The organism is Reichenbachiella carrageenanivorans (genome assembly GCF_025639805.1).
GTDB lineage: Bacteria > Bacteroidota > Bacteroidia > Cytophagales > Cyclobacteriaceae > Reichenbachiella > Reichenbachiella carrageenanivorans.
The window spans coordinates 3,005,983-3,023,758 of sequence record NZ_CP106735.1 but is presented as its reverse complement, the minus strand read 5'-3'; the positions used below and the strand labels follow the sequence as shown (position 1 = coordinate 3,023,758).

General features: G+C 42.4%; 17 protein-coding genes and 1 riboswitch. Of the genes, 11 read left to right on the top strand and 6 right to left on the bottom strand.

Annotated elements, in window-relative coordinates:
* Window positions 1–13 precede the first annotated feature (13 nt).
* The 5 genes from N7E81_RS12060 to N7E81_RS12040 are packed head-to-tail and all read right to left on the bottom strand — an operon-like array spanning window position 14 to window position 4,047.
* Entirely contained in the window at window positions 14–358 is a 345-nt protein-coding gene (locus N7E81_RS12060; protein ID WP_263049838.1) for a DUF6984 family protein, read from the bottom strand.
* On the bottom strand, window positions 358–1,341 hold the full coding sequence (locus N7E81_RS12055; protein WP_263049837.1) for an ABC transporter ATP-binding protein: 984 nt from the start codon (window positions 1,339–1,341) through the stop codon (window positions 358–360). Before N7E81_RS12055 ends, N7E81_RS12060 begins: the two co-directional genes overlap by 1 nt.
* Window positions 1,341–2,357 carry an iron ABC transporter permease gene (locus tag N7E81_RS12050; protein WP_263049836.1) on the bottom strand — a complete coding sequence of 339 codons (1,017 nt, stop codon included), beginning with the start codon at window positions 2,355–2,357 and terminating at the stop codon, window positions 1,341–1,343. Before N7E81_RS12050 ends, N7E81_RS12055 begins: the two co-directional genes overlap by 1 nt.
* A gap of 46 nt (window positions 2,358–2,403) precedes the next feature.
* Complete coding sequence (locus tag N7E81_RS12045; protein WP_263049835.1) at window positions 2,404–3,537, bottom strand: ABC transporter substrate-binding protein; 1,134 nt, start codon at window positions 3,535–3,537, stop codon at window positions 2,404–2,406.
* A 45-nt stretch (window positions 3,538–3,582) separates the two neighbouring features.
* Window positions 3,583–4,047 (bottom strand): hypothetical protein, encoded by a 465-nt coding sequence (locus N7E81_RS12040; protein ID WP_263049834.1) that lies wholly within the window; start codon window positions 4,045–4,047, stop codon window positions 3,583–3,585.
* A 263-nt stretch (window positions 4,048–4,310) separates the two neighbouring features.
* Between N7E81_RS12040 and N7E81_RS12035 the strand changes: the two genes are divergently transcribed.
* The 8 genes from N7E81_RS12035 to N7E81_RS12000 all read left to right on the top strand — a co-directional run bounded on the left by N7E81_RS12035 (window position 4,311) and on the right by N7E81_RS12000 (window position 13,237).
* Entirely contained in the window at window positions 4,311–6,050 is a 1,740-nt protein-coding gene (locus N7E81_RS12035) for an APC family permease (RefSeq protein ID WP_263049833.1), read from the top strand.
* Window positions 6,051–6,215: 165 nt separating this feature from the next.
* Window positions 6,216–6,447: riboswitch (cobalamin riboswitch) on the top strand.
* A 191-nt stretch (window positions 6,448–6,638) separates the two neighbouring features.
* Window positions 6,639–8,462 (top strand): TonB-dependent receptor plug domain-containing protein, encoded by a 1,824-nt coding sequence (locus tag N7E81_RS12030; RefSeq protein WP_263049832.1) that lies wholly within the window; start codon window positions 6,639–6,641, stop codon window positions 8,460–8,462.
* Window positions 8,463–8,473: 11 nt separating this feature from the next.
* Complete coding sequence (locus tag N7E81_RS12025) at window positions 8,474–9,580, top strand: YncE family protein (RefSeq protein WP_263049831.1); 1,107 nt, start codon at window positions 8,474–8,476, stop codon at window positions 9,578–9,580.
* Window positions 9,581–9,655: 75 nt separating this feature from the next.
* The gene (locus N7E81_RS12020; RefSeq protein ID WP_263049830.1) at window positions 9,656–10,159 is read left to right on the top strand and encodes a bifunctional adenosylcobinamide kinase/adenosylcobinamide-phosphate guanylyltransferase; all 504 of its coding nucleotides are present in this window, start codon (window positions 9,656–9,658) and stop codon (window positions 10,157–10,159) included.
* Window positions 10,159–11,196, top strand: coding sequence for a nicotinate-nucleotide--dimethylbenzimidazole phosphoribosyltransferase (gene cobT / locus N7E81_RS12015; RefSeq protein WP_263049829.1), 1,038 nt, complete (start codon window positions 10,159–10,161; stop codon window positions 11,194–11,196). Before N7E81_RS12020 ends, cobT begins: the two co-directional genes overlap by 1 nt.
* 3 nt (window positions 11,197–11,199) lie before the next feature.
* Window positions 11,200–11,973, top strand: coding sequence for an adenosylcobinamide-GDP ribazoletransferase (locus N7E81_RS12010; RefSeq protein ID WP_263049828.1), 774 nt, complete (start codon window positions 11,200–11,202; stop codon window positions 11,971–11,973).
* The gene (gene cobC / locus N7E81_RS12005; RefSeq protein WP_263049827.1) at window positions 11,958–12,518 is read left to right on the top strand and encodes an alpha-ribazole phosphatase; all 561 of its coding nucleotides are present in this window, start codon (window positions 11,958–11,960) and stop codon (window positions 12,516–12,518) included. The genes N7E81_RS12010 and cobC overlap by 16 nt, the downstream gene beginning before the upstream one ends.
* Window positions 12,515–13,237 (top strand): Dph6-related ATP pyrophosphatase, encoded by a 723-nt coding sequence (locus tag N7E81_RS12000; RefSeq protein WP_263049826.1) that lies wholly within the window; start codon window positions 12,515–12,517, stop codon window positions 13,235–13,237. The genes cobC and N7E81_RS12000 overlap by 4 nt, the downstream gene beginning before the upstream one ends.
* Here N7E81_RS12000 and meaB read toward each other — a convergent pair.
* The gene (gene meaB, locus N7E81_RS11995; protein WP_263049825.1) at window positions 13,218–14,207 is read right to left on the bottom strand and encodes a methylmalonyl Co-A mutase-associated GTPase MeaB; all 990 of its coding nucleotides are present in this window, start codon (window positions 14,205–14,207) and stop codon (window positions 13,218–13,220) included. The two genes, N7E81_RS12000 and meaB, sit on opposite strands and share 20 nt — an antisense overlap.
* Before the next feature lie 250 nt (window positions 14,208–14,457).
* On the opposite strand from meaB, the gene N7E81_RS11990 reads away from it, so the two are divergent.
* The 3 genes from N7E81_RS11990 to N7E81_RS11980 all read left to right on the top strand — a co-directional run bounded on the left by N7E81_RS11990 (window position 14,458) and on the right by N7E81_RS11980 (window position 17,725).
* A complete protein-coding gene (locus tag N7E81_RS11990; protein ID WP_263049824.1) occupies window positions 14,458–15,702 on the top strand; it encodes a CHASE2 domain-containing protein in 1,245 nt (414 codons plus the stop codon).
* A 26-nt stretch (window positions 15,703–15,728) separates the two neighbouring features.
* Window positions 15,729–16,655 (top strand): hypothetical protein, encoded by a 927-nt coding sequence (locus N7E81_RS11985; protein ID WP_263049823.1) that lies wholly within the window; start codon window positions 15,729–15,731, stop codon window positions 16,653–16,655.
* A 140-nt stretch (window positions 16,656–16,795) separates the two neighbouring features.
* A complete protein-coding gene (locus tag N7E81_RS11980) occupies window positions 16,796–17,725 on the top strand; it encodes a hypothetical protein (RefSeq protein ID WP_263049822.1) in 930 nt (309 codons plus the stop codon).
* The last annotated feature ends 51 nt before the right edge of the window (window positions 17,726–17,776 follow it).

Here is a 17,776-nt window from a genome sequence, read left to right as displayed (position 1 = left end):
ACACTTTAGGAATCTATATCCCCCTAGTGTTGATACTGACCTGATCGGGTTTTGGATATTGTAGCAGCTTGGTGAAATTCTCTTTCCAAAAATCCATATCCAGCAATTCCCCTTTACTATTTTGTGTCAATGTGATGACCACTCGGATACGATCTTGATCGGTGTATTCTACCTGAATGATATCTCCAGCGTAATCCCCAGAATCGCCAAGCGTAAAATTGATACTCCCCATCACACCTCCTTCATAATCATCCACTTTCGCAGGAAAAATAAATTCCTCTGGGTTCTTTCCAGCCAAAGTCAGCAGATGCTTGGCCAGCACTATTTCTTCTTCTCTAATGGTTCGTATTTGATTCATTACTTATCTCTATAGTTTGATTGCTCAAGTACCTCTAGCAAATGAGCAATAGTATGTCCTTCCATTGCTCCCACTTTCCAATGAAGCCTTTGTGCTTTTGTCTCAACAACAATGACCTCTCCATCTATACTCAGGCCATAACCTTTCCGTTCCAAGGCTTTTTGCACCCATTGTGCAGGTTTTTCTTCGCCCACTACATGGTATTCCTTCTCAGGCTGGAGTTTCAATTTCACCTGTCCAGTACGGCTGTCCAATATAAATTCTTCATGAAAAAACACCTTTTCAATCTCTCCCGACAAACCCAAATCCTCAGGTGTACCAGTAAGGATCGGAGCGTTAAAATTCATCAACCACAATTCATCGGCAAACTGCATGGATAGATCCAACTCGTGCGTAGAAATCAAAATAGATTTGCCTGTCTCGTTTTTGATGGCCTGTAGCAATTGAAACATCTCTACCCGGTTGACGACATCAAGATGAGCTGTGGGCTCGTCCATCAAAATGATGTCTGTATCCTGTGCTAATACGCGCGCCACCATAGCCTTCTGAAACTGCCCATCGCTGATCGCAGCGAGTTTAGACTGTTCTATATAGTTGATCCTACAGCGTGAGATAGCCTCTTCTATCTTCTGCGTGTCCTCTTCTGATTCCTGCCCGATCCAATTGGTATATGGATAGCGTCCCAAGGCTACCAACTCACGCACGGTCATATTAGACATTCCTATTTTCTCCGTAGTAATGATCCCTAATTTGGTAGCTAGTTCTCGCCTATCTAGACTTTCAATGTCTTTTTCTCCTAAGTGAATATTCCCCGAAAGGGGCGCTTGCAGATTGGAAAGCGTCCGTAGAAGTGTGGACTTCCCCACTCCGTTTTGCCCAAGCAAACAGACCAGCTTGCCTCCGCCGAGCGTCAAGTTAATATCCTTCGCTATGGTTTTGGTAGCGTAGCCTACACTGAGGTCGTTGATATGGAGTGAAGTCATCAGAAGCTTTTAGAAATGTTTCCTCGTTTCACAATGAGCCAAATCACCAATGGCCCTCCCAATATCGACGTGATCGCATTAAGCGGAAGCGAATGAGAGAAACCTGGCATACGCGAAATGACATCACAAAGCATTAAAATAATGGCACCTAGAAATCCTACAAACGGGATCAACAGACGATGATCTGAGGTATCCAAGATCATCCGTGCGACGTGCGGTGTGGCCAATCCTACAAAAGCAATAGGCCCACAGTAGGCCGTGATGGTACCAGACAAAAGCGCCGTAATACTGATCACACTGTATTTGGCCAAAGTCATATTCAAACCTGCATTTTTGGCATATTGGTTTCCCAAAAGAAAAATATTGAGGGGTTTGATCAAAAAGACTGACCCAACCCAGCCCAACACAATGAGTGGCACTAATACCTGCAACTCACTGACGGTGACACTACCCAAATCTCCAAAAGTCCAGATGAGATAAGACTGTACGTCTTCGGGGTTACTGAAAAACTGCAAGATGCTCACAATAGCACTGGTAGCACTACTAAACATAAGCCCAATGATAAGTAATGAAGTATTGTCTCGTACTTTGGAAGAGAAAAACAAAACAACTGCAAACACCAAAAACGATCCCACAATAGCACCTAAAGCCATGGACAGCCCCGACATAAACTGCCACCCAAACAGCAACCATATAGACTCACCAAAGACCACCAAAGCGACTCCGAGACTTGCACCAGCACTGATACCAAGTACATAAGGCCCTGCCAGTGGATTCCTAAAAAAAGTCTGCATATAAAGGCCACTTAGGCCTAGACCACTCCCTGCCAACACGCCAGCGATGGCTCTGGGCAATCGATAGTTGAATACAATAGCTTCCCAGGCTGGATGAGCCACAGGCTCGCCCCTAAAAATGTCCCACAGGGCTCCCACAGGTATCAACACAGACCCAAACATCACATCCAACAAGAATGCGAAAACAAAAACAATGAGAAGTATTATCAGGGGTTTATTCAATGGAAATTCGTACAGTTAGGGAGCGAAATTAAAGTATATGAAGAGGCTATTCCAATTTCATGTAATAATAGAGCTCATAATCGGGTAATAACTCTGGGTGCATAATCTTGATATGATCGGCCAATAGCTTCTCTGGGTTCACATTGCCAGACTCAAAATAATCATTGGCGCCCTGCTCGTTTACACGCGCCATGTAAGAATATACTCGCCCATTTTTGAACGCCTCGAATTCAGCATAACGCTCATCTGCGGCCTTCAGCTGATCCAACGAGGTATAACTAGCCACGCCGATCCAATAGTCGGCATTGTACCCACGCTCGTAGACGGATTCAAAATCCATGCTCAACCAGCCCGCATTTTTATCTTCTTTCCAGAGGTAGTCACCACCAGCGGCTGTCACAATATTAGCACCATAGTTATCACCTGCTGGCATAAACCACGTGCCACCATACAAAGTACCCGTGATCACAGTAGGCTGAGGCATACCTTTCACCAACTGTACCAACGAATCATAAATCAAGGCTTTTTTATCAAAAATATCATTAGCTAAACTTTCAGTACCCGTAAGGTGCCCCAACAACTTGATCCACTCAAACCTTCCAAGTAAAGAGGTTTCCATATAGCCCGCATTCATTACTATTTTCAGACCTAATTCTTCCAGTTTTTGTAATTGCCTGTTTTCAGCACTGGCATTGAATGCCAATACAATATCAGGGTTGAGATTTAGAATACTTTCGATATCCAAACTACCATCTGGCCCTACTTCTTTCACTTCACCACTTTTCACTTTTTCAAGAATCGAAGGGGAATAAATAAACTGCGTTTGCGCAAAGCCAATCAGCCGATCAGCCACTCCTAGATCTTCCATCAGTGCCAATTGGGTGGTCAGATTAGAAACAATACTTTTGACAGGAGTTTTGATTTTGATATATGAATCATCTGACTGAAAAACGGAAGGCACAGAATCCTTATATAGCACATACTGAATAGGCTTTTTGCTACCCTGCCATGGCTTGTCTATGGTGATTACCTTCACGCCATGCGCATAGCTAATCTGAAAACGCTCAGCTTGCTTGATCTCCGAAATCTGACCTGATGCGACAGTCGTCTCAGTCTTGGAGCTACTGGTACAAGCACTAAAAAAAGCCAGACATAAAAAAAAGGATAGGTGTTTATTCATCACACAAATAAACACCTATCCTTTTAGAAAAATAAAATTCTAAGCTTACAATCTAATCAAAGAAGCACCAGCTTCCATAGTTGCATATTGTTTGATAGACTCATATGCCTCGCCAGGCAAATGATCTATGGCTTTGCCAGTATTGGGTATTTTGTGACCATTTTCAGCATTCCACCATTCGCCAGCCAGGCTCTGCGTTTCTGCATGATCTACATCAAAATGCTTGATACAAGTATCGCAGGTGATCCAAGTATGATCTTTCTCCGCCGTCTTCTCGAAAATAATGCCTCGCATCTTAGTCGCGTTTTCGTCTTTGTCTTTGAAGTGCTGGGTGGTATAAGACATCGTTTCTGGCTCTACCATTTTATGATCCCAATAGGTTTTGCTCGTGATCACTTGAGTGGTAGTCAGTGCATAGCCTTCGTTTCGTTCCATGTGTGCTTTACATACGCTACATTGCGCAGCCTTTTTGCCTTTTTTTTCTTTTTTAAACAGCCCTAATAGTCCCATGGTGTAAGTTTTGATCTTTGGTTTTTTTGTAATGTATCCTAACTAGACGTATCATAAACCTTACGGTTTCACAATTAGTAGATGTACAGTATCTAATAATAGTTGCATAAAAGTTGAAAATATTACGAAAGGTATAATGAATCACTACATTCCTTCTGGTCAAACAACCATTTGCTCCCTTTGAATAATCAAAAATATAGGCTCATCAACCTTTGCTAAGGTTTCTATATCTGCTATCTTTCATTCAAAGCAATCCAAACACCGTGAAACCAACTCCCAAAAAACTAAACGAATTGCCAGCTACCGCCATTTGTGGCAATGACATCAGCTCCTCTTGTCTCTATGTTTCAGCCCTCACTATTGTATATGCTGGACAATACGCTTGGATTTCATTACTTACAGTAGGCGCAGTATTATTCCTGTTTCGCAAAATATATGGAGAAGTAGTGGGTGCACTTCCGCTCAATGGAGGTGCTTACAATGCCCTACTCAACACTACCAGCAAATCTGTAGCTTCGCTGGCCGCTACACTCACCATCCTCTCCTACATGGCTACGGCTGTGATCTCTGCCTCAGAAGCCATGCACTATGTACATGAGTTGTGGGAGGCTTGGCCTGTGGTCATCGCTACCGTGATTTTGCTAGCGCTATTTATGGGCATTACCATTATGGGTATCGGTGAGTCTTCTAAAGTCGCCGTGGTTATCTTTCTATTTCACCTCACTTCGCTAATCCTTTTGTCCTCTTTCTGCGGTTGGTATTTGTTCAACAACGGCTTGTCAGTATTCCAAGCCAATCATGCCCTACCCACCGAGGAAGGGTTGATCAACGCCTTATTTTTTGGATTTTGCGCCGCTATGTTGGGGATTTCCGGATTCGAGAGCTCTGCCAATTTTGTAGAGGAGCAAGGAGAAGGCGTATTCAGAAAAACATTACGAAATATGTGGATCGTGGTGAGTGTATTCAATCCTCTTATGGCTTTTATGGCCTTGGCAATCATCCCTATGGGTGAGATAGCCGAACACCAGGAAGCCCTGCTTTCGCACATGGGGAACGTAGCTGGAGGAGGCTGGCTCTCTGTACTCATCTCCACGGATGCTGCTTTGGTATTGAGCGGTGCCGTGCTTACCTCGTTTATTGGAGTGGGCGGACTTACCGAGCGAATGACGCTAGACCGAATACTGCCTCCCTTCTTACTCAAAAGGAACAAAAAAGGGAGTACATACAGAATTTCCATTATGTTTTTTCTACTATGCACATCCATTCTCTTTATCACTCAGGGTGATTTAGGAGCCTTAGCAGGTGTGTATACGATTGCCTTCTTGTCAGTAATGATACTCTTTGGCATTGGCAATATCCTACTGAAAGTGAGACGGAAAAACTTACCTCGACCTGAGCACTCCACCTGGCTGGGCTTATTGGTAGCCATAGGTATGGTGATCGCTGCAGCGATAGGCAATGCCATCATGAACCCGTCTTACCTTACGGTATTCTTCGAGTATTTCATCCCGACGATACTGATCGTAGGCATCATGCTCAATAGAATTTTTCTACTCCGGCTATTGCTCAACATCATCAAATACATTTTCAAGCCGATAGAAAACTTAGTCGGTTCGGCACATCGCGGCATTCACAGAAGTATAGACAAAATCAACTCTCAAAAGTTTGTCTACTTCACCAAAGACGATGACGTAGCCACGCTCAACAAAGTGATGCTCTACATCAAACAAAATGAGCACACACGTACTTTGAAAGTGGTATCCGTTTTGGATAAAGGGGAAAACCTACCCGCTGAATTCCTTAGAGATATAGACGTACTTGACCGAGAATATCCCGAAATCAAAATCGAATTCATTCAAATTCATGACGAATTTGGACCTACACTCATCAAAAAACTGTCGTCCAAATGGAATATCCCGATCAACTTCATGTTTATAGGGTCGCCAGGAGACCGTTTCCCTTATCGCATCGAAGAGATGGGAGGCGTAAGGCTAATCATTTGAGTTTTATCTCATACTCAGAAGTACTAGATTTTCAGGAATAGAAGATACATCTTCTTCTAATTCAGCTCTCACACATGACTCTTCCCGAATACGCACAATCATGGTGCTTTCGGTTCCAGAAAATTTAGTTTCTACCAATTGTTTTTGATCCTCGATTAATTCTCTAGCTTTGCGGCAATTATTGGTTTCCTAAGGAATTGGATCCTCAGGAATTAAAAGGGAATTCGGTGAGGCGCTTAGCGCAAAGTCCGAAGCTGTTCCCGCAACTGTAATTCGAGGACGACCTTAAGGGTTGTCATTTTTGATCCACCACAGCCACTGTGCCGTCACACGCATGGGAAGGCCGATCAAAAAAATCTCGAAGAGCCAGGAGACCTGCCAATAACTTAATTATTCAGAGCTTTCGGGGATTGAAGTTCATGGTGTTTCGGGATTTACTCATCATTTACCAGTCCTAAGAGGTTTTGATAACATAAGTTATCAAAGATGTTTAGACGTTTTATTTCTGTCTGTTTTATTGGTTTATTTGGCGCGGTTGAGGCAATGGCTCAGACTGATACCACCATTGTTTTGCGGGAGGTCCAAATAATGGAAGGACGCCTGGTGAAAAACATAAAAGGTGACAAGCTAGAGACTATAGACAAGACCCAGCTGGCGCTTAATCCTGGCTATACACTAGCCGAAGTGCTCACCGCACATGCCGGAATCAACATTAGATCCTATGGTCAATCAGGGCTAGCCACTCCCTCATTTAGGGGTACGGGCAGCAGTCATTCCGCGCTCCTCTGGGATGGGTACAATCTGCAGAGCATCATGAATGGTAGTGCAGATTTAAACTTACTCCCTGCTACATTTATCGATGATGTCACCTTACAATACGGAGGCAGCAGTTCAATAAACGGGTCTGGAACCATGGGAGGCTCTATCAACATCAATTCTTCGAAACCCACATTTGAGCACAAACCCATAGGCATCCAACTAAACAGCCAAATCGGAAGTTTTGGATCTAAACTACTCGGGATAAATCTAGAATCGTCCAATGACAAGTATTTCTCTAAAATCAGAGTATTCAAACAAGTAGCCGACAATGACTATCCTTATTTCAACCGATATACTCAAAAAAACGAATCACTGGCCAATGCAGGCTTTGATAAATGGGGTGTTCTTGCCGAATCTTCATGGCAGTTCAGATCCAACAAAATACTTTCTTTCAAGTACTGGTTTCAAGATAATGCAGTAGAAATACCAGGGCCAGTCTCCGCTGGAGGAGGGTCTTTGGCTGTTCAAACAGACCAATTTCACCGCGCTACATTGAAGTATGAATATGCCAGTAAAAAAAGCTTTTTAAGTATAAAAACGGGCGCTTTTTGGTATGACCTCGATTACAACAACGGATTTGATTCTCCATCCAAAAACAACTCTTTTTCCACCATTTCAGAAATACTATTCAATACTGAAGTGCTCCCTTTTTGGAATCTGGAATCAGCCATCAATTTCAACGCTGCTCAAGCTGAAACAAGTAGCTACGGCTCAAATAAACCTTCCAGACAAATGACCTCGCTTTCATTAACCAACACATTCGAGATTTCAGACCAACTCAATATTGGACTTTCGGTAGGAGAAACACTGGATGGCACAGACACTACCCCTATCTCATACTCTATCAATGGTTTATACAATGTCAACGCTAATACTCAACTCCGAATCAAGTGGGCTAAAAGCTTTAGACTACCCACCTTCAATGATTTGTATTGGCATGGCAACAGTCATGGCAACCCTGACTTATTGCCTGAAAATGGACATAGCCTAGATATTGGCGGCTTGATAAAATCAAAACTCGGATCGCATGGCATGCATACGACTGATCTTACACTTTTTTACAACAATATTTCTAACTGGATTCAATGGAGACCTATCTCGGCTTCTGGATGGACTCCTATCAATGTCAATGAGATTTGGTCTTTCGGATTGGAGTATCGAGGTCACTTTGAATTAGAAATTCCAAATCAACAAAAAATTCATTTCAACTACGGGTACAACTATCTAAAAGCGACCAAGGAGCCCGCAGAAGGCAAGTTTCCAATTTCATTCGATCGTCTTCAGCTACCCTACACACCCGTGCATCAATTCAACGGAACATTGGGCTATCAGGCCAAAAAATATCTAATTCAATACACCCACAGGCTTACCAGCAAGCAATACACCGACGACAACAACAGCGAACGGTTTGCCCTTGATAAATATCAAGTAGGTGATCTCACCTTCAAATATCTGGTGTGGAAAAACCAAAATCATGACCTTTCTGCAATAGCGCAGGTCAGCAATATATGGGATATGGCCTACGAAAACCGAAGTGCCTACCCCATGCCTGGAAGAAATTATAAATTAACAATTACCTATCAATTCAAATAACACAAGTAAGTATGAAATTTAATGTACTAAAGTCGCTTTCGCTGATCTTGTTATCAGCCATTTTATGGACTTCTTGTTCGGACGACAACCCTTCGCCGAACGTATTACCTGGAACTGATGGTTTTTTCATCGTCAATGAAGGTGCTTTTGGGAATGCAAATGCCAGCCTCTCCTACTTTGACAAAGAAACTGAAAAAGTCACCAATGATCTTTTTTATGACACCAACAACGAAAAACCTCTAGGAGATCAGGCGCAGTCTATGGCGGTATTCAACGACAAGGGATACATCGTCGTACAAAACTCAGCAAAAGTAGAGGTGATTAGCCTGCTTGAGGAAGATCTCTACACCAACACGGCCACTATAGATACCGAAGATGGAATTGCTTCTCCTCGGTATTTTTTAGGTATCAATGAAAACAAAGCTTATATATCTGACTGGGGTGCAGATGGCGTGTCAGGCACCATCCAAGTATTGGATCTGAGTACAAACAAGATCACAAAATCGATCAGTGTGGGACAAGGCACCAATCGAATGATCCTTGTAGGCACTAAAGTCTATGCAGCAAACAGTGGCGGATGGGGCTATGACAATACCATAGCAATCATAGATACCCATACCGATGAGAAAACGGGTGCTATTACTGTAGGAGACAACCCAAACAGTCTAGTAGCAGACAACAAGGGCAATATCTGGGTAGCTTCGTCTGGCAGCACGGCATACAACGCAGACTGGAGTATAGATTTAGAAAACTCAACTGCAGCTAGCCTAAGTAAAATCAACACAGACGATGAAGTCGAGTTCTCTTTAGCCATGAGTGAAAAATCGTACGGCGCAAGCAGCATTCAAATCAATCAAGCCAGCACGCAGCTCTACTTCAAGTACCATGACGGTATCTATACTTTGCCCACCGACGCCACTGAAGACACCAAGAAAATCACCAGAGTGATTGAGGTGGCTATGTACGGTTTTTCTATAGATCCTTCCACAGATGATTTTCTCGTATTTGTAGCTCCAGATTTTTCTTCGGCAGGTCAAATGGCACGATACAATGCTGATGGTTCTAAACTAGACGAATTTGAAGTTGGAATAGGCCCCAATAGTGCCGCTTTCAACTAAACAAACTATTTCGAGCTACTATTCCTGTTGGGATTAGTAGCTTGCTTTTTATTTTGCAATAAAAAATCAAACGATATGATCACCTACATCTCAGGCGGCGAGCGATCAGGCAAGTCCAGCTATGCGCAGTGCATGGCATTGGAGCTATCGGATCACCCGATCTATCTGGCTACAGCCAAAGCCCACGACAGCAACTTCGAAGAGCGCATCAAAAGGCATCAAGCTGAGCGCGACGAGCGCTGGACCAATATCGAAGAGCAATTCGACCTGAGTAGTGTTTTGCCCTCAGACCGCATAGTCGTGATCGACTGTGTCACCCTTTGGCTCTCCAATTTCTTCTCAAAAACCAAGTCGAATCGCAACGAAGCATTGGCATTAGCCAAAGCCGAATTCAACAAGCTTTTAAACTACTCAGGACACTTGATTTTCATCTCCAACGAAATCGGCATGGGCTTGCATGGCGACACCCAGATCGGGCGCGATTTTGTAGAAGTGCAAGGCTGGATCAATCAGCACATAGCTCAAGCTGCCAATACTGCCTATTTCATGGTATCTGGTCTTCCTATAAAATTGAAATAATGACTACATACGATATCCCTAAACCTACTACCGAACTAGACGATGCGATTGCACACAAAATCAACTTCAAAACCAAGCCCCTGGGCGCACTCGGTCAGCTCGAAAGCCTAGCCAAACAAATTTGTCAGATTCAGCAGACTTTGACTCCCGTACTCACGAAGCCCTCGATCGTGGTATTCGCCGCAGATCACGGGCTGGCCAAAGAAGGCGTAAGCGCCTATCCGCAAGAAGTGACTCACCAGATGGTGCTCAATTTTTTGGGTGGTGGAGCGGCCATCAATGTATTCAGCGAGCAGCAAGGCATCGACTTGAGCATCGTGGATGCAGGTGTCAATTTCGATTTTGGCGATAGCCCAAACCTGATCCATGCCAAAATAGCAATGGGCACAGGCAATGCGCTTGTAGAAAATGCCATGAGCAAAGAACAGCTAACCAATGCCATCAACAAAGGAGCAGAAATCGTAAGGGACATTCAATCCAAAGGGTCTAACATCATCGGCTTTGGTGAGATGGGCATCGGCAACACCTCGGCGGCAAGCCTGATCATGAGTCACATCTGCCAAATCCCAATAGAAAAATGTGTGGGACGTGGCACTGGTGTAGACGATGATGGCTGGCAAAAAAAACTAGACATACTCAAGCAAGTCCAACAAAAACATGCTCATCTAGCTGACACCGCTGCCTTATTGCAAGCGGTAGGTGGCTTTGAAATCACCATGATGATAGGTGCTATGCTGCAAGCTGCCGCTTTGGGCATGGTCGTGTTGGTAGATGGATTTATCTCCACATCTGCCTACCTGTGCGCACAGACCCTCGAACCCAACATCCAACATTATGCAATCTTTTGTCATCAGTCTGATGAATCTGGACACCAGCAGATGTTGGAGTTTATTGATGCTGATCCTCTTCTCAAAATGAATCTTCGGCTGGGTGAAGGCACAGGCTGTGCATTGGCCTATCCGCTCTTACAATCGAGCGTAGATTTTATCAACAAAATGGCTAGCTTCGAAAGCGCTGGCGTATCCAACAAAGATTAAGTAATGAAAAGAGAATGGTCCATCTTCCTGACTGCGGTTATGTTTTACACCCGCATCCCCTGCCCTAAATGGGTCGATCATTCGGCCGACATGCTCAACAAGGCCACCAAATACTTTCCGCTGATCGGCTGGGTAGTAGGCGGATTTGCTTGCCTCGTTTACTTTGGAGCAGCTCATTTCGTGCCCACAAGTATTGCTGTGGTCTTGTCTATGATCGCTAGCATCCTGCTCACAGGAGCGTTTCACGAGGATGGATTTGCCGATGTGTGCGACGGATTTGGCGGTGGCTGGACCAAAGAGAAGATTCTAAAAATCATGAAAGACTCAGCCATAGGTGCATACGGCGCATTGGGTATGCTACTCATAATTATTTTTAAATTTCTCCTGCTGTGGGAGCTGAGCCGCACGCTCACTCTGATCGAAAACGCTATGGTGCTATTTGCTGCGCACAGCATCAGCCGAGCCAATGCCGTCTACATGATATTTACCGACGAATATGCCCGCGACAATGAAGACGCCAAGGCCAAACCCGTCGCCAAGCAGATGAAAACCAGCAGTTTTGTGATGGCGCTTATCATTGGGCTTGCACCAATGATCTATTTCCAAAATCTATATTTCTTGTCAGTCATTCCTGTACTTATTTTAGTTAAATTGTATTTGTCTCGCTACTTCAAAAAATGGATTGGTGGCTATACAGGCGATTGCCTAGGTACTGTGCAGCAAACCTCCGAGATAGCTATTTATTTGACGATATTGATATTATGGAAATATATTTAATCAGACATACCACGCCTAAAATTGAACCTGGCGTCTGTTATGGACAAAGCGACCTTGCTCTTACGGCTCAGTTTGAATCTGAGAGCCAACAAGTTCATCAAAACATAGACAAGCCTTTTGATTACATATTTTCCAGTCCGCTGAAAAGATGCACACAGCTGGCCAACACATTTGAAACTACCGTACAACAAGAGAACCGACTCATGGAGCTGAACTTTGGTGATTGGGAAATGAAAAAATGGAAGAGCATCCCACAGTCTGCTCTAAACCTCTGGATGGAAAAATACGTGACGCAAGGCCCTCCCAAAGGAGAATCCTACGAACAACTTAAATCCCGAGTGGTAGAGATTTTCAAAGGCATTATTTCACAAAACAGAACCTGCACAGGGATCATCACACATGCTGGCCCCATCCGAGCCATTCTGTCTCATGTGCTCAACTTATCTCTCAAAGACACCTTCACTATCAAAATAGATTATGGTAGCGTGACCAAAATCAGCTTAAACGACGCTACTTACTCTATCGATTATATCAATAAAAAATGACCCAAACACCAATCGCTATCAGTTGGAGTGGCGGCAAAGATTCGAGCATGATGCTACATCAGCTGATGAACGACGAGCAATACGAAATCGTAGAACTACACACAGCCATCTCTAGCGAAACAGGCCGGGTATCCATGCATGGTGTATCTCAAGAGCTCATTCGCGCTCAAGCGGAATCTATCGGACTGCCCATTCACTTCATCTCGATCGAGCCAGCCTCAACCAATGCCAACTATGAAAAGGCATTGAATCAGTATTATTCAAATCTGAAATCACAAGGAATTCATCACATAGGGTTTGGTGATATTTTTTTAGAAGACCTCAAAGCTTACCGCGATCAACTATTGCATGACAATGGCCTCATAGGTATCTATCCTTTATGGAAAAAAGAAACTAAAGACTTGGCTAATTATTTTCTAGACCAAAATTTTAAAACCCTAATTTGCTGCGCCAAGCAATCACTTTTCCCTGAAAGTATCTGTGGCAAAACGTATAGTCAAGCCATGCTCGAAGCTTTCGACACACAAGTAGACCCTTGTGGTGAAAATGGTGAATTTCATTCCTATGCTTTTGATGGCCCTATATTCAATACACCTATAAGTATAACGGTCAATGAAACCATCGTTCATACTTATGAACACAAACTAAAATCTGGTGAGGAAGTCAAAACGGCCTTCGAATTTGCAGATTTGACTCTTGCTAAGCGAGCAGTTGTCTAGCCAGTGCCAATAACTCAGCTGTTGCCTGAGACACCGAACACTCATTTTCCTGCACTTTATATTTGAGTTGCTGGTGTAGCCGAGTCAATTCAGGCTGACTGGTGAGTACTTGCAACAACCCTAAATTTACACGATCCTCAAACCAAGTCACATTTTGGCTACACCTATTTTGAGCAAATAATCCATTGCCTTTCATTTGCTTTTCAAACGAAGAAATCATCGACCACACCTTATCAAACCCTTTATGCTCTAGTGCGGAACATAGTTCAACTTGCGTCTGCCAGCCCGAATCACTTATCGCAAAAAGATGAAGTGCACTTAGCAAGTCTGTTTTAGATCGTTTGGCCAGTTTGGCCTGATCGCCATCAGCTTTGTTGATCACGATACCATTCGCCATTTCCATGATTCCTTTTTTGATGCCTTGCAGATCATCGCCTGACCCCGGCTGTATCATCAGCAAAAAGAAATCTACCATATTATTTACTAACGTTTCGGATTGACCTACACCTACCGTCTCCACAATAATGGCATCAAACCCAGCTGCTTCACAAAGCAATATCGATTCACGCGTACGGTTGTTGACACCGCCCAGCGCACTCCCAGAGGCCGAAGGGCGAATATAGGCCTTCGGATTCTTGCTCAGCATTTCCATTCGGGTCTTATCACCTAAGATACTTCCTCCCGTACGCTGGCTACTTGGGTCAATAGCTAACACAGCCACTTTTTTACCTTGACTAATTAAGAAACTTCCAAATCCTTCAATAAAACTCGATTTGCCTACACCTGGAGTCCCCGTAATTCCTATTCTAATAGAGGGTTCTGCCTCTTTGAGTATTTCTGTGAGTATCAAATCACCTAAATCCTGATCAGATCTTCTTTTACTTTCTATCAATGTGATTGCTTGCGCCAATACTACTGTATTTTCAGCTTTCAAGCCATTGAGGTAATAATCAAGGTCGAATCGTTTCATTCATTAGGTCTGTGTGAAAAATAAAGATAACAATCAAAACATAGCCGTTTACTAATTATCAAAAATTTAAGAATCGGAATAATTCTTATACTTGGATTTCCTATGTTTATAGATAATTTGGATAGGTTGGTCGATTAATAATTGAATTAATTCAAGATTAATATAGCTTTATTTTTGAAAGAGAAAGGGGCTACCAATTATCTAAATCATAAATTCAAAAGATAACTCTTACTAATCATAACAAACTGACATGTTCAAAAAATTCTGGCTTGAGACCATATATGCATTTTTTTTCATCCTCCTACTCGCCTTTATCATTAATCAAGTAATTGCCTTCAAAGTCTTTGATGTATTTGACCCTATTGGAGAAGTATTTGCCGATATGGAAAGTACGGACATTGTGTTTTCCCAATTGCGAGAAGATCCCATGGGTGAAGAGGATTTGGTGCTAGTAAACATTGGAGACCTTGACCGGGCAGGCATAGCTGAAATGGTTAATATCATCAATGCTGCCAACCCAAAGGTAATCGGCATGGATATGCTTTTTAGAAACCCTAAAGAAGACACGCTTGGCGATCTAAAATTGGCCGATGCCTTTTCTCGAGTAGAAAACCTAGTCATGTATAGCAAATTAGTGAACCTAGACGATGATGACGACTTTGATACTTTAGAAGTGTCTTACCCTCCTCTATTCGACTATGGAGAAACTGCATTTGTCAACTTCATCACAGGCGCAGCAGATCAGGATGACCTTAAAATGTGTCGTGAGTTTGCTGTAAGAGAAAAAGTAAATGGTCAGGAACAACTGGCATTTGCTGTAAAAATAGCCCAATATATGGCTCCTGAAAAAGTGGAACGATTTTTGGAGCGTGGTAATGATGTGGAAACCATTAACTATCGAGGAAGCATCTTCGATTATGGAGCTACACAATCGCCAATTGCTTACTTCGCTTTGGATTGGTATCAAGTTTTAGGAATGGAATTTGCTCCAGACCTAATCGAAGGCAAGGCGGTTATTTTCTGTTTTCTTGGAAGTGAACTTGGAGATAGAAAAACTAATGATGATGTGTATTTTACACCGCTCAACAAAAATTACGTCGGCAAAACGCATGCCGATATGTTTGGAGGCGTAGTTCATGCCAATGTATTTTCAATGATTATGTCTGAAGACTATATCAATGCATGGGGAGAGAATTATGCTTACATACTGGCACTTATTATATTGTATTTGAATATTGTATTGTTTACTGTCATCTATAAAGTAGTACCCAAATGGTACGATGGATTGACTAAACTAATACAGTTGATCGAAGCAGCAGCAATATTTACGCTTAGCTTGGTTATATTCATCTACTTCAATTTAAAAGTAGATGTGACATGGACCATTTTTGCAGTCCTTATTGCTGGAGATGCGCTCGAAGTATTCTTTGGCGTATTTGTTAACCTGTTTACAAAAGAAGGCAGAAACGAATTGCGCGAATTAAAGAAATTGTAAATTTGTAATCTATAAATCTATATATCATGAGAACTAAATTATTCATAACATCTTCTCTTCTGATATTCTTTCTAGTCAATACCAGCTACGGACAAAGTTTTGTTTTTAGAGTATTGGCAAGCAAAGGAGCCAATCAGGTAAAAAAGGGACAAACTGGCGAAACCATTCCGTTAAAAACGGGAGCCACATTAATGTCTGGTGATGAGCTAATAGCTGCATCAGGTGCATACATTGGATTGATGCACAAAACAGGTAGAACTATTGAGGTAAGAAACCCTGGCGTAACGAAAATCACGGATCTTGAAACTAAACTTGCAAGCAATCAATCTAGTGTAGCCAACAAATACGCTCAATTTGTAATGAACAAAATGAGTGATGACGGTGGAGACCTTAGTTCAAATTACAGACGAAACATGAAGGCTACTGGAGCTGTAGAACGTGCAACAAGCAGTTCTTCTCTAAACGTATTACTACCTAGCTCAGTAGATATATTGAATCCTGAAGCTATCATCAGATGGGAAGGAGCCGATCAGGTAGAAAACCCCTCATATGTAATAAGCATCAAAAACATCTTCGATGAAGAAATTTATAGCGCTGAAACTACTGATACTAGCTTGAGCATCAACTTCGAAGACGACCAATTGGCTAATGAGAGACTAGTGATCTTGAACGTAAAAGTAAAAGACAATGCTGAACTCAAGTCTGGAGACTACGGTATCAAAAGAATGTCTGCCGACGATGCTGCTTCTATCAATGAAAACCTAGAAGCATTAAAATCAGAAATCACTGACGACAGCCCTCTAAACAATTTGATCTTTGCTTCATTCTACGAAGAAAACAACTTACTCTTGGATGCCATGACGCAATACGAAAAAGCATTGAAGGCTTCTCCTGAAGTAGAAGATTTCAAAACAATATACGACGATTTCTTAATTAAGAATGGATTGCTATAAGAAAATAGGATTTTAAGATTCAAGGCCATACCAAAAGCGGTATGGCCTTTTTTATTGAAAATTCTATACTTTTGAATACAGACTGCGCTATATTCAACAACCAATAACTTTATTCCTTAAAATCGTTAAACTATAAGTTTATGAGAGCCATTGTTACCGTATTTTTTATCGCCATATGCCACTTCGGGCTTGCACAAACGTCTAAAAACTATGTATTTCGAGTTTTGGCAAACAAGGGCGCAAATAAAGTACACAAAGCCGATAATGGACAAGAAGTATTTCTTCGTCCAGGTCTTACCTTAATGCAAAACGATGAAATCATAGCTTCGAACGGGGCCTATATCGGATTGATGCACAGAACAGGCAAGACCATAGAACTAAGAACGGCAGGTGTAACTAAAATTGTAGATCTGGAAACTCAACTAGCCAATGCTAAAACATCTGTAGCCAATAAGTATGCAAACTATGTACTTCAAAAAATCAATGATGACGGCGTAAATACCAATTCTAATTACAGAGCCAACATGAAGGCTACTGGTGCAGTAGAAAGATCGAGCAGCACTGCTATTTCAGCTATGCTTCCAAACTCGGTAAGCGTACTAAACCCAGCAGCTGTTATCCGTTGGAATAGTGTGGGAGAAGACGCCTATTATATTGTAACCGTGAAAAATATTTTTGACGAAGAATTGATCACAGCAGAAACTACTAAGCCTTACATCCAGATCAACTTGAACGATGAGAATCTAGCCAACGAAGAACTGGTGATTGTCAATATTAAGGTAAAAGACAACTCTGATTTGTTTTCACCAGACTATGGCATAGAACGACTTTCTGACGAGCAAATCACCGAAATCAATGGCACTTTATCACAATTAAAAACGGAAGTAGCTAGTGATACGCCATTAGGCAAATTGGTACTTGCTTCGTACTTCGAAGACAATGGTCTTATTCTAGATGCCATTACTCAATATGAAGGGATTCTAGAACAAGCGCCAGAGGTAGAAGATTTCAAAATGCTCTATGGTGAGTTTTTGATTAGAAATGGACTCAGTCAAATAGAAGAGAAATAAAAATAGAACTTATTATTGACCACGAAAGCTCTGACTAACCTCAGAGCTTTT

Excerpts from the sequence above, each read along its gene's own strand:
- cobC (WP_263049827.1), top strand. The coding sequence starts at position 11,958 with ATGGAAATATATTTAATCAGACATACCACGCCTAAAATTGAACCTGGC.
- N7E81_RS11985 (WP_263049823.1), top strand. The coding sequence starts at position 15,729 with ATGAGAACTAAATTATTCATAACATCTTCTCTTCTGATATTCTTTCTA.
- N7E81_RS12040 (WP_263049834.1), bottom strand. The coding sequence starts at position 4,047 with ATGGGACTATTAGGGCTGTTTAAAAAAGAAAAAAAAGGCAAAAAGGCT.
- N7E81_RS12030 (WP_263049832.1), top strand. The coding sequence starts at position 6,639 with ATGGAAGGACGCCTGGTGAAAAACATAAAAGGTGACAAGCTAGAGACT.
- N7E81_RS12060 (WP_263049838.1), bottom strand. The coding sequence starts at position 358 with ATGAATCAAATACGAACCATTAGAGAAGAAGAAATAGTGCTGGCCAAG.
- N7E81_RS11980 (WP_263049822.1), top strand. The coding sequence starts at position 16,796 with ATGAGAGCCATTGTTACCGTATTTTTTATCGCCATATGCCACTTCGGG.
- N7E81_RS12010 (WP_263049828.1), top strand. The coding sequence starts at position 11,200 with ATGAAAAGAGAATGGTCCATCTTCCTGACTGCGGTTATGTTTTACACC.
- N7E81_RS11990 (WP_263049824.1), top strand. The coding sequence starts at position 14,458 with ATGTTCAAAAAATTCTGGCTTGAGACCATATATGCATTTTTTTTCATC.
- cobT (WP_263049829.1), top strand. The coding sequence starts at position 10,159 with ATGACTACATACGATATCCCTAAACCTACTACCGAACTAGACGATGCG.
- meaB (WP_263049825.1), bottom strand. The coding sequence starts at position 14,207 with ATGAAACGATTCGACCTTGATTATTACCTCAATGGCTTGAAAGCTGAA.
- N7E81_RS12000 (WP_263049826.1), top strand. The coding sequence starts at position 12,515 with ATGACCCAAACACCAATCGCTATCAGTTGGAGTGGCGGCAAAGATTCG.
- N7E81_RS12055 (WP_263049837.1), bottom strand. The coding sequence starts at position 1,341 with ATGACTTCACTCCATATCAACGACCTCAGTGTAGGCTACGCTACCAAA.
- N7E81_RS12025 (WP_263049831.1), top strand. The coding sequence starts at position 8,474 with ATGAAATTTAATGTACTAAAGTCGCTTTCGCTGATCTTGTTATCAGCC.
- N7E81_RS12045 (WP_263049835.1), bottom strand. The coding sequence starts at position 3,537 with ATGAATAAACACCTATCCTTTTTTTTATGTCTGGCTTTTTTTAGTGCT.
- N7E81_RS12020 (WP_263049830.1), top strand. The coding sequence starts at position 9,656 with ATGATCACCTACATCTCAGGCGGCGAGCGATCAGGCAAGTCCAGCTAT.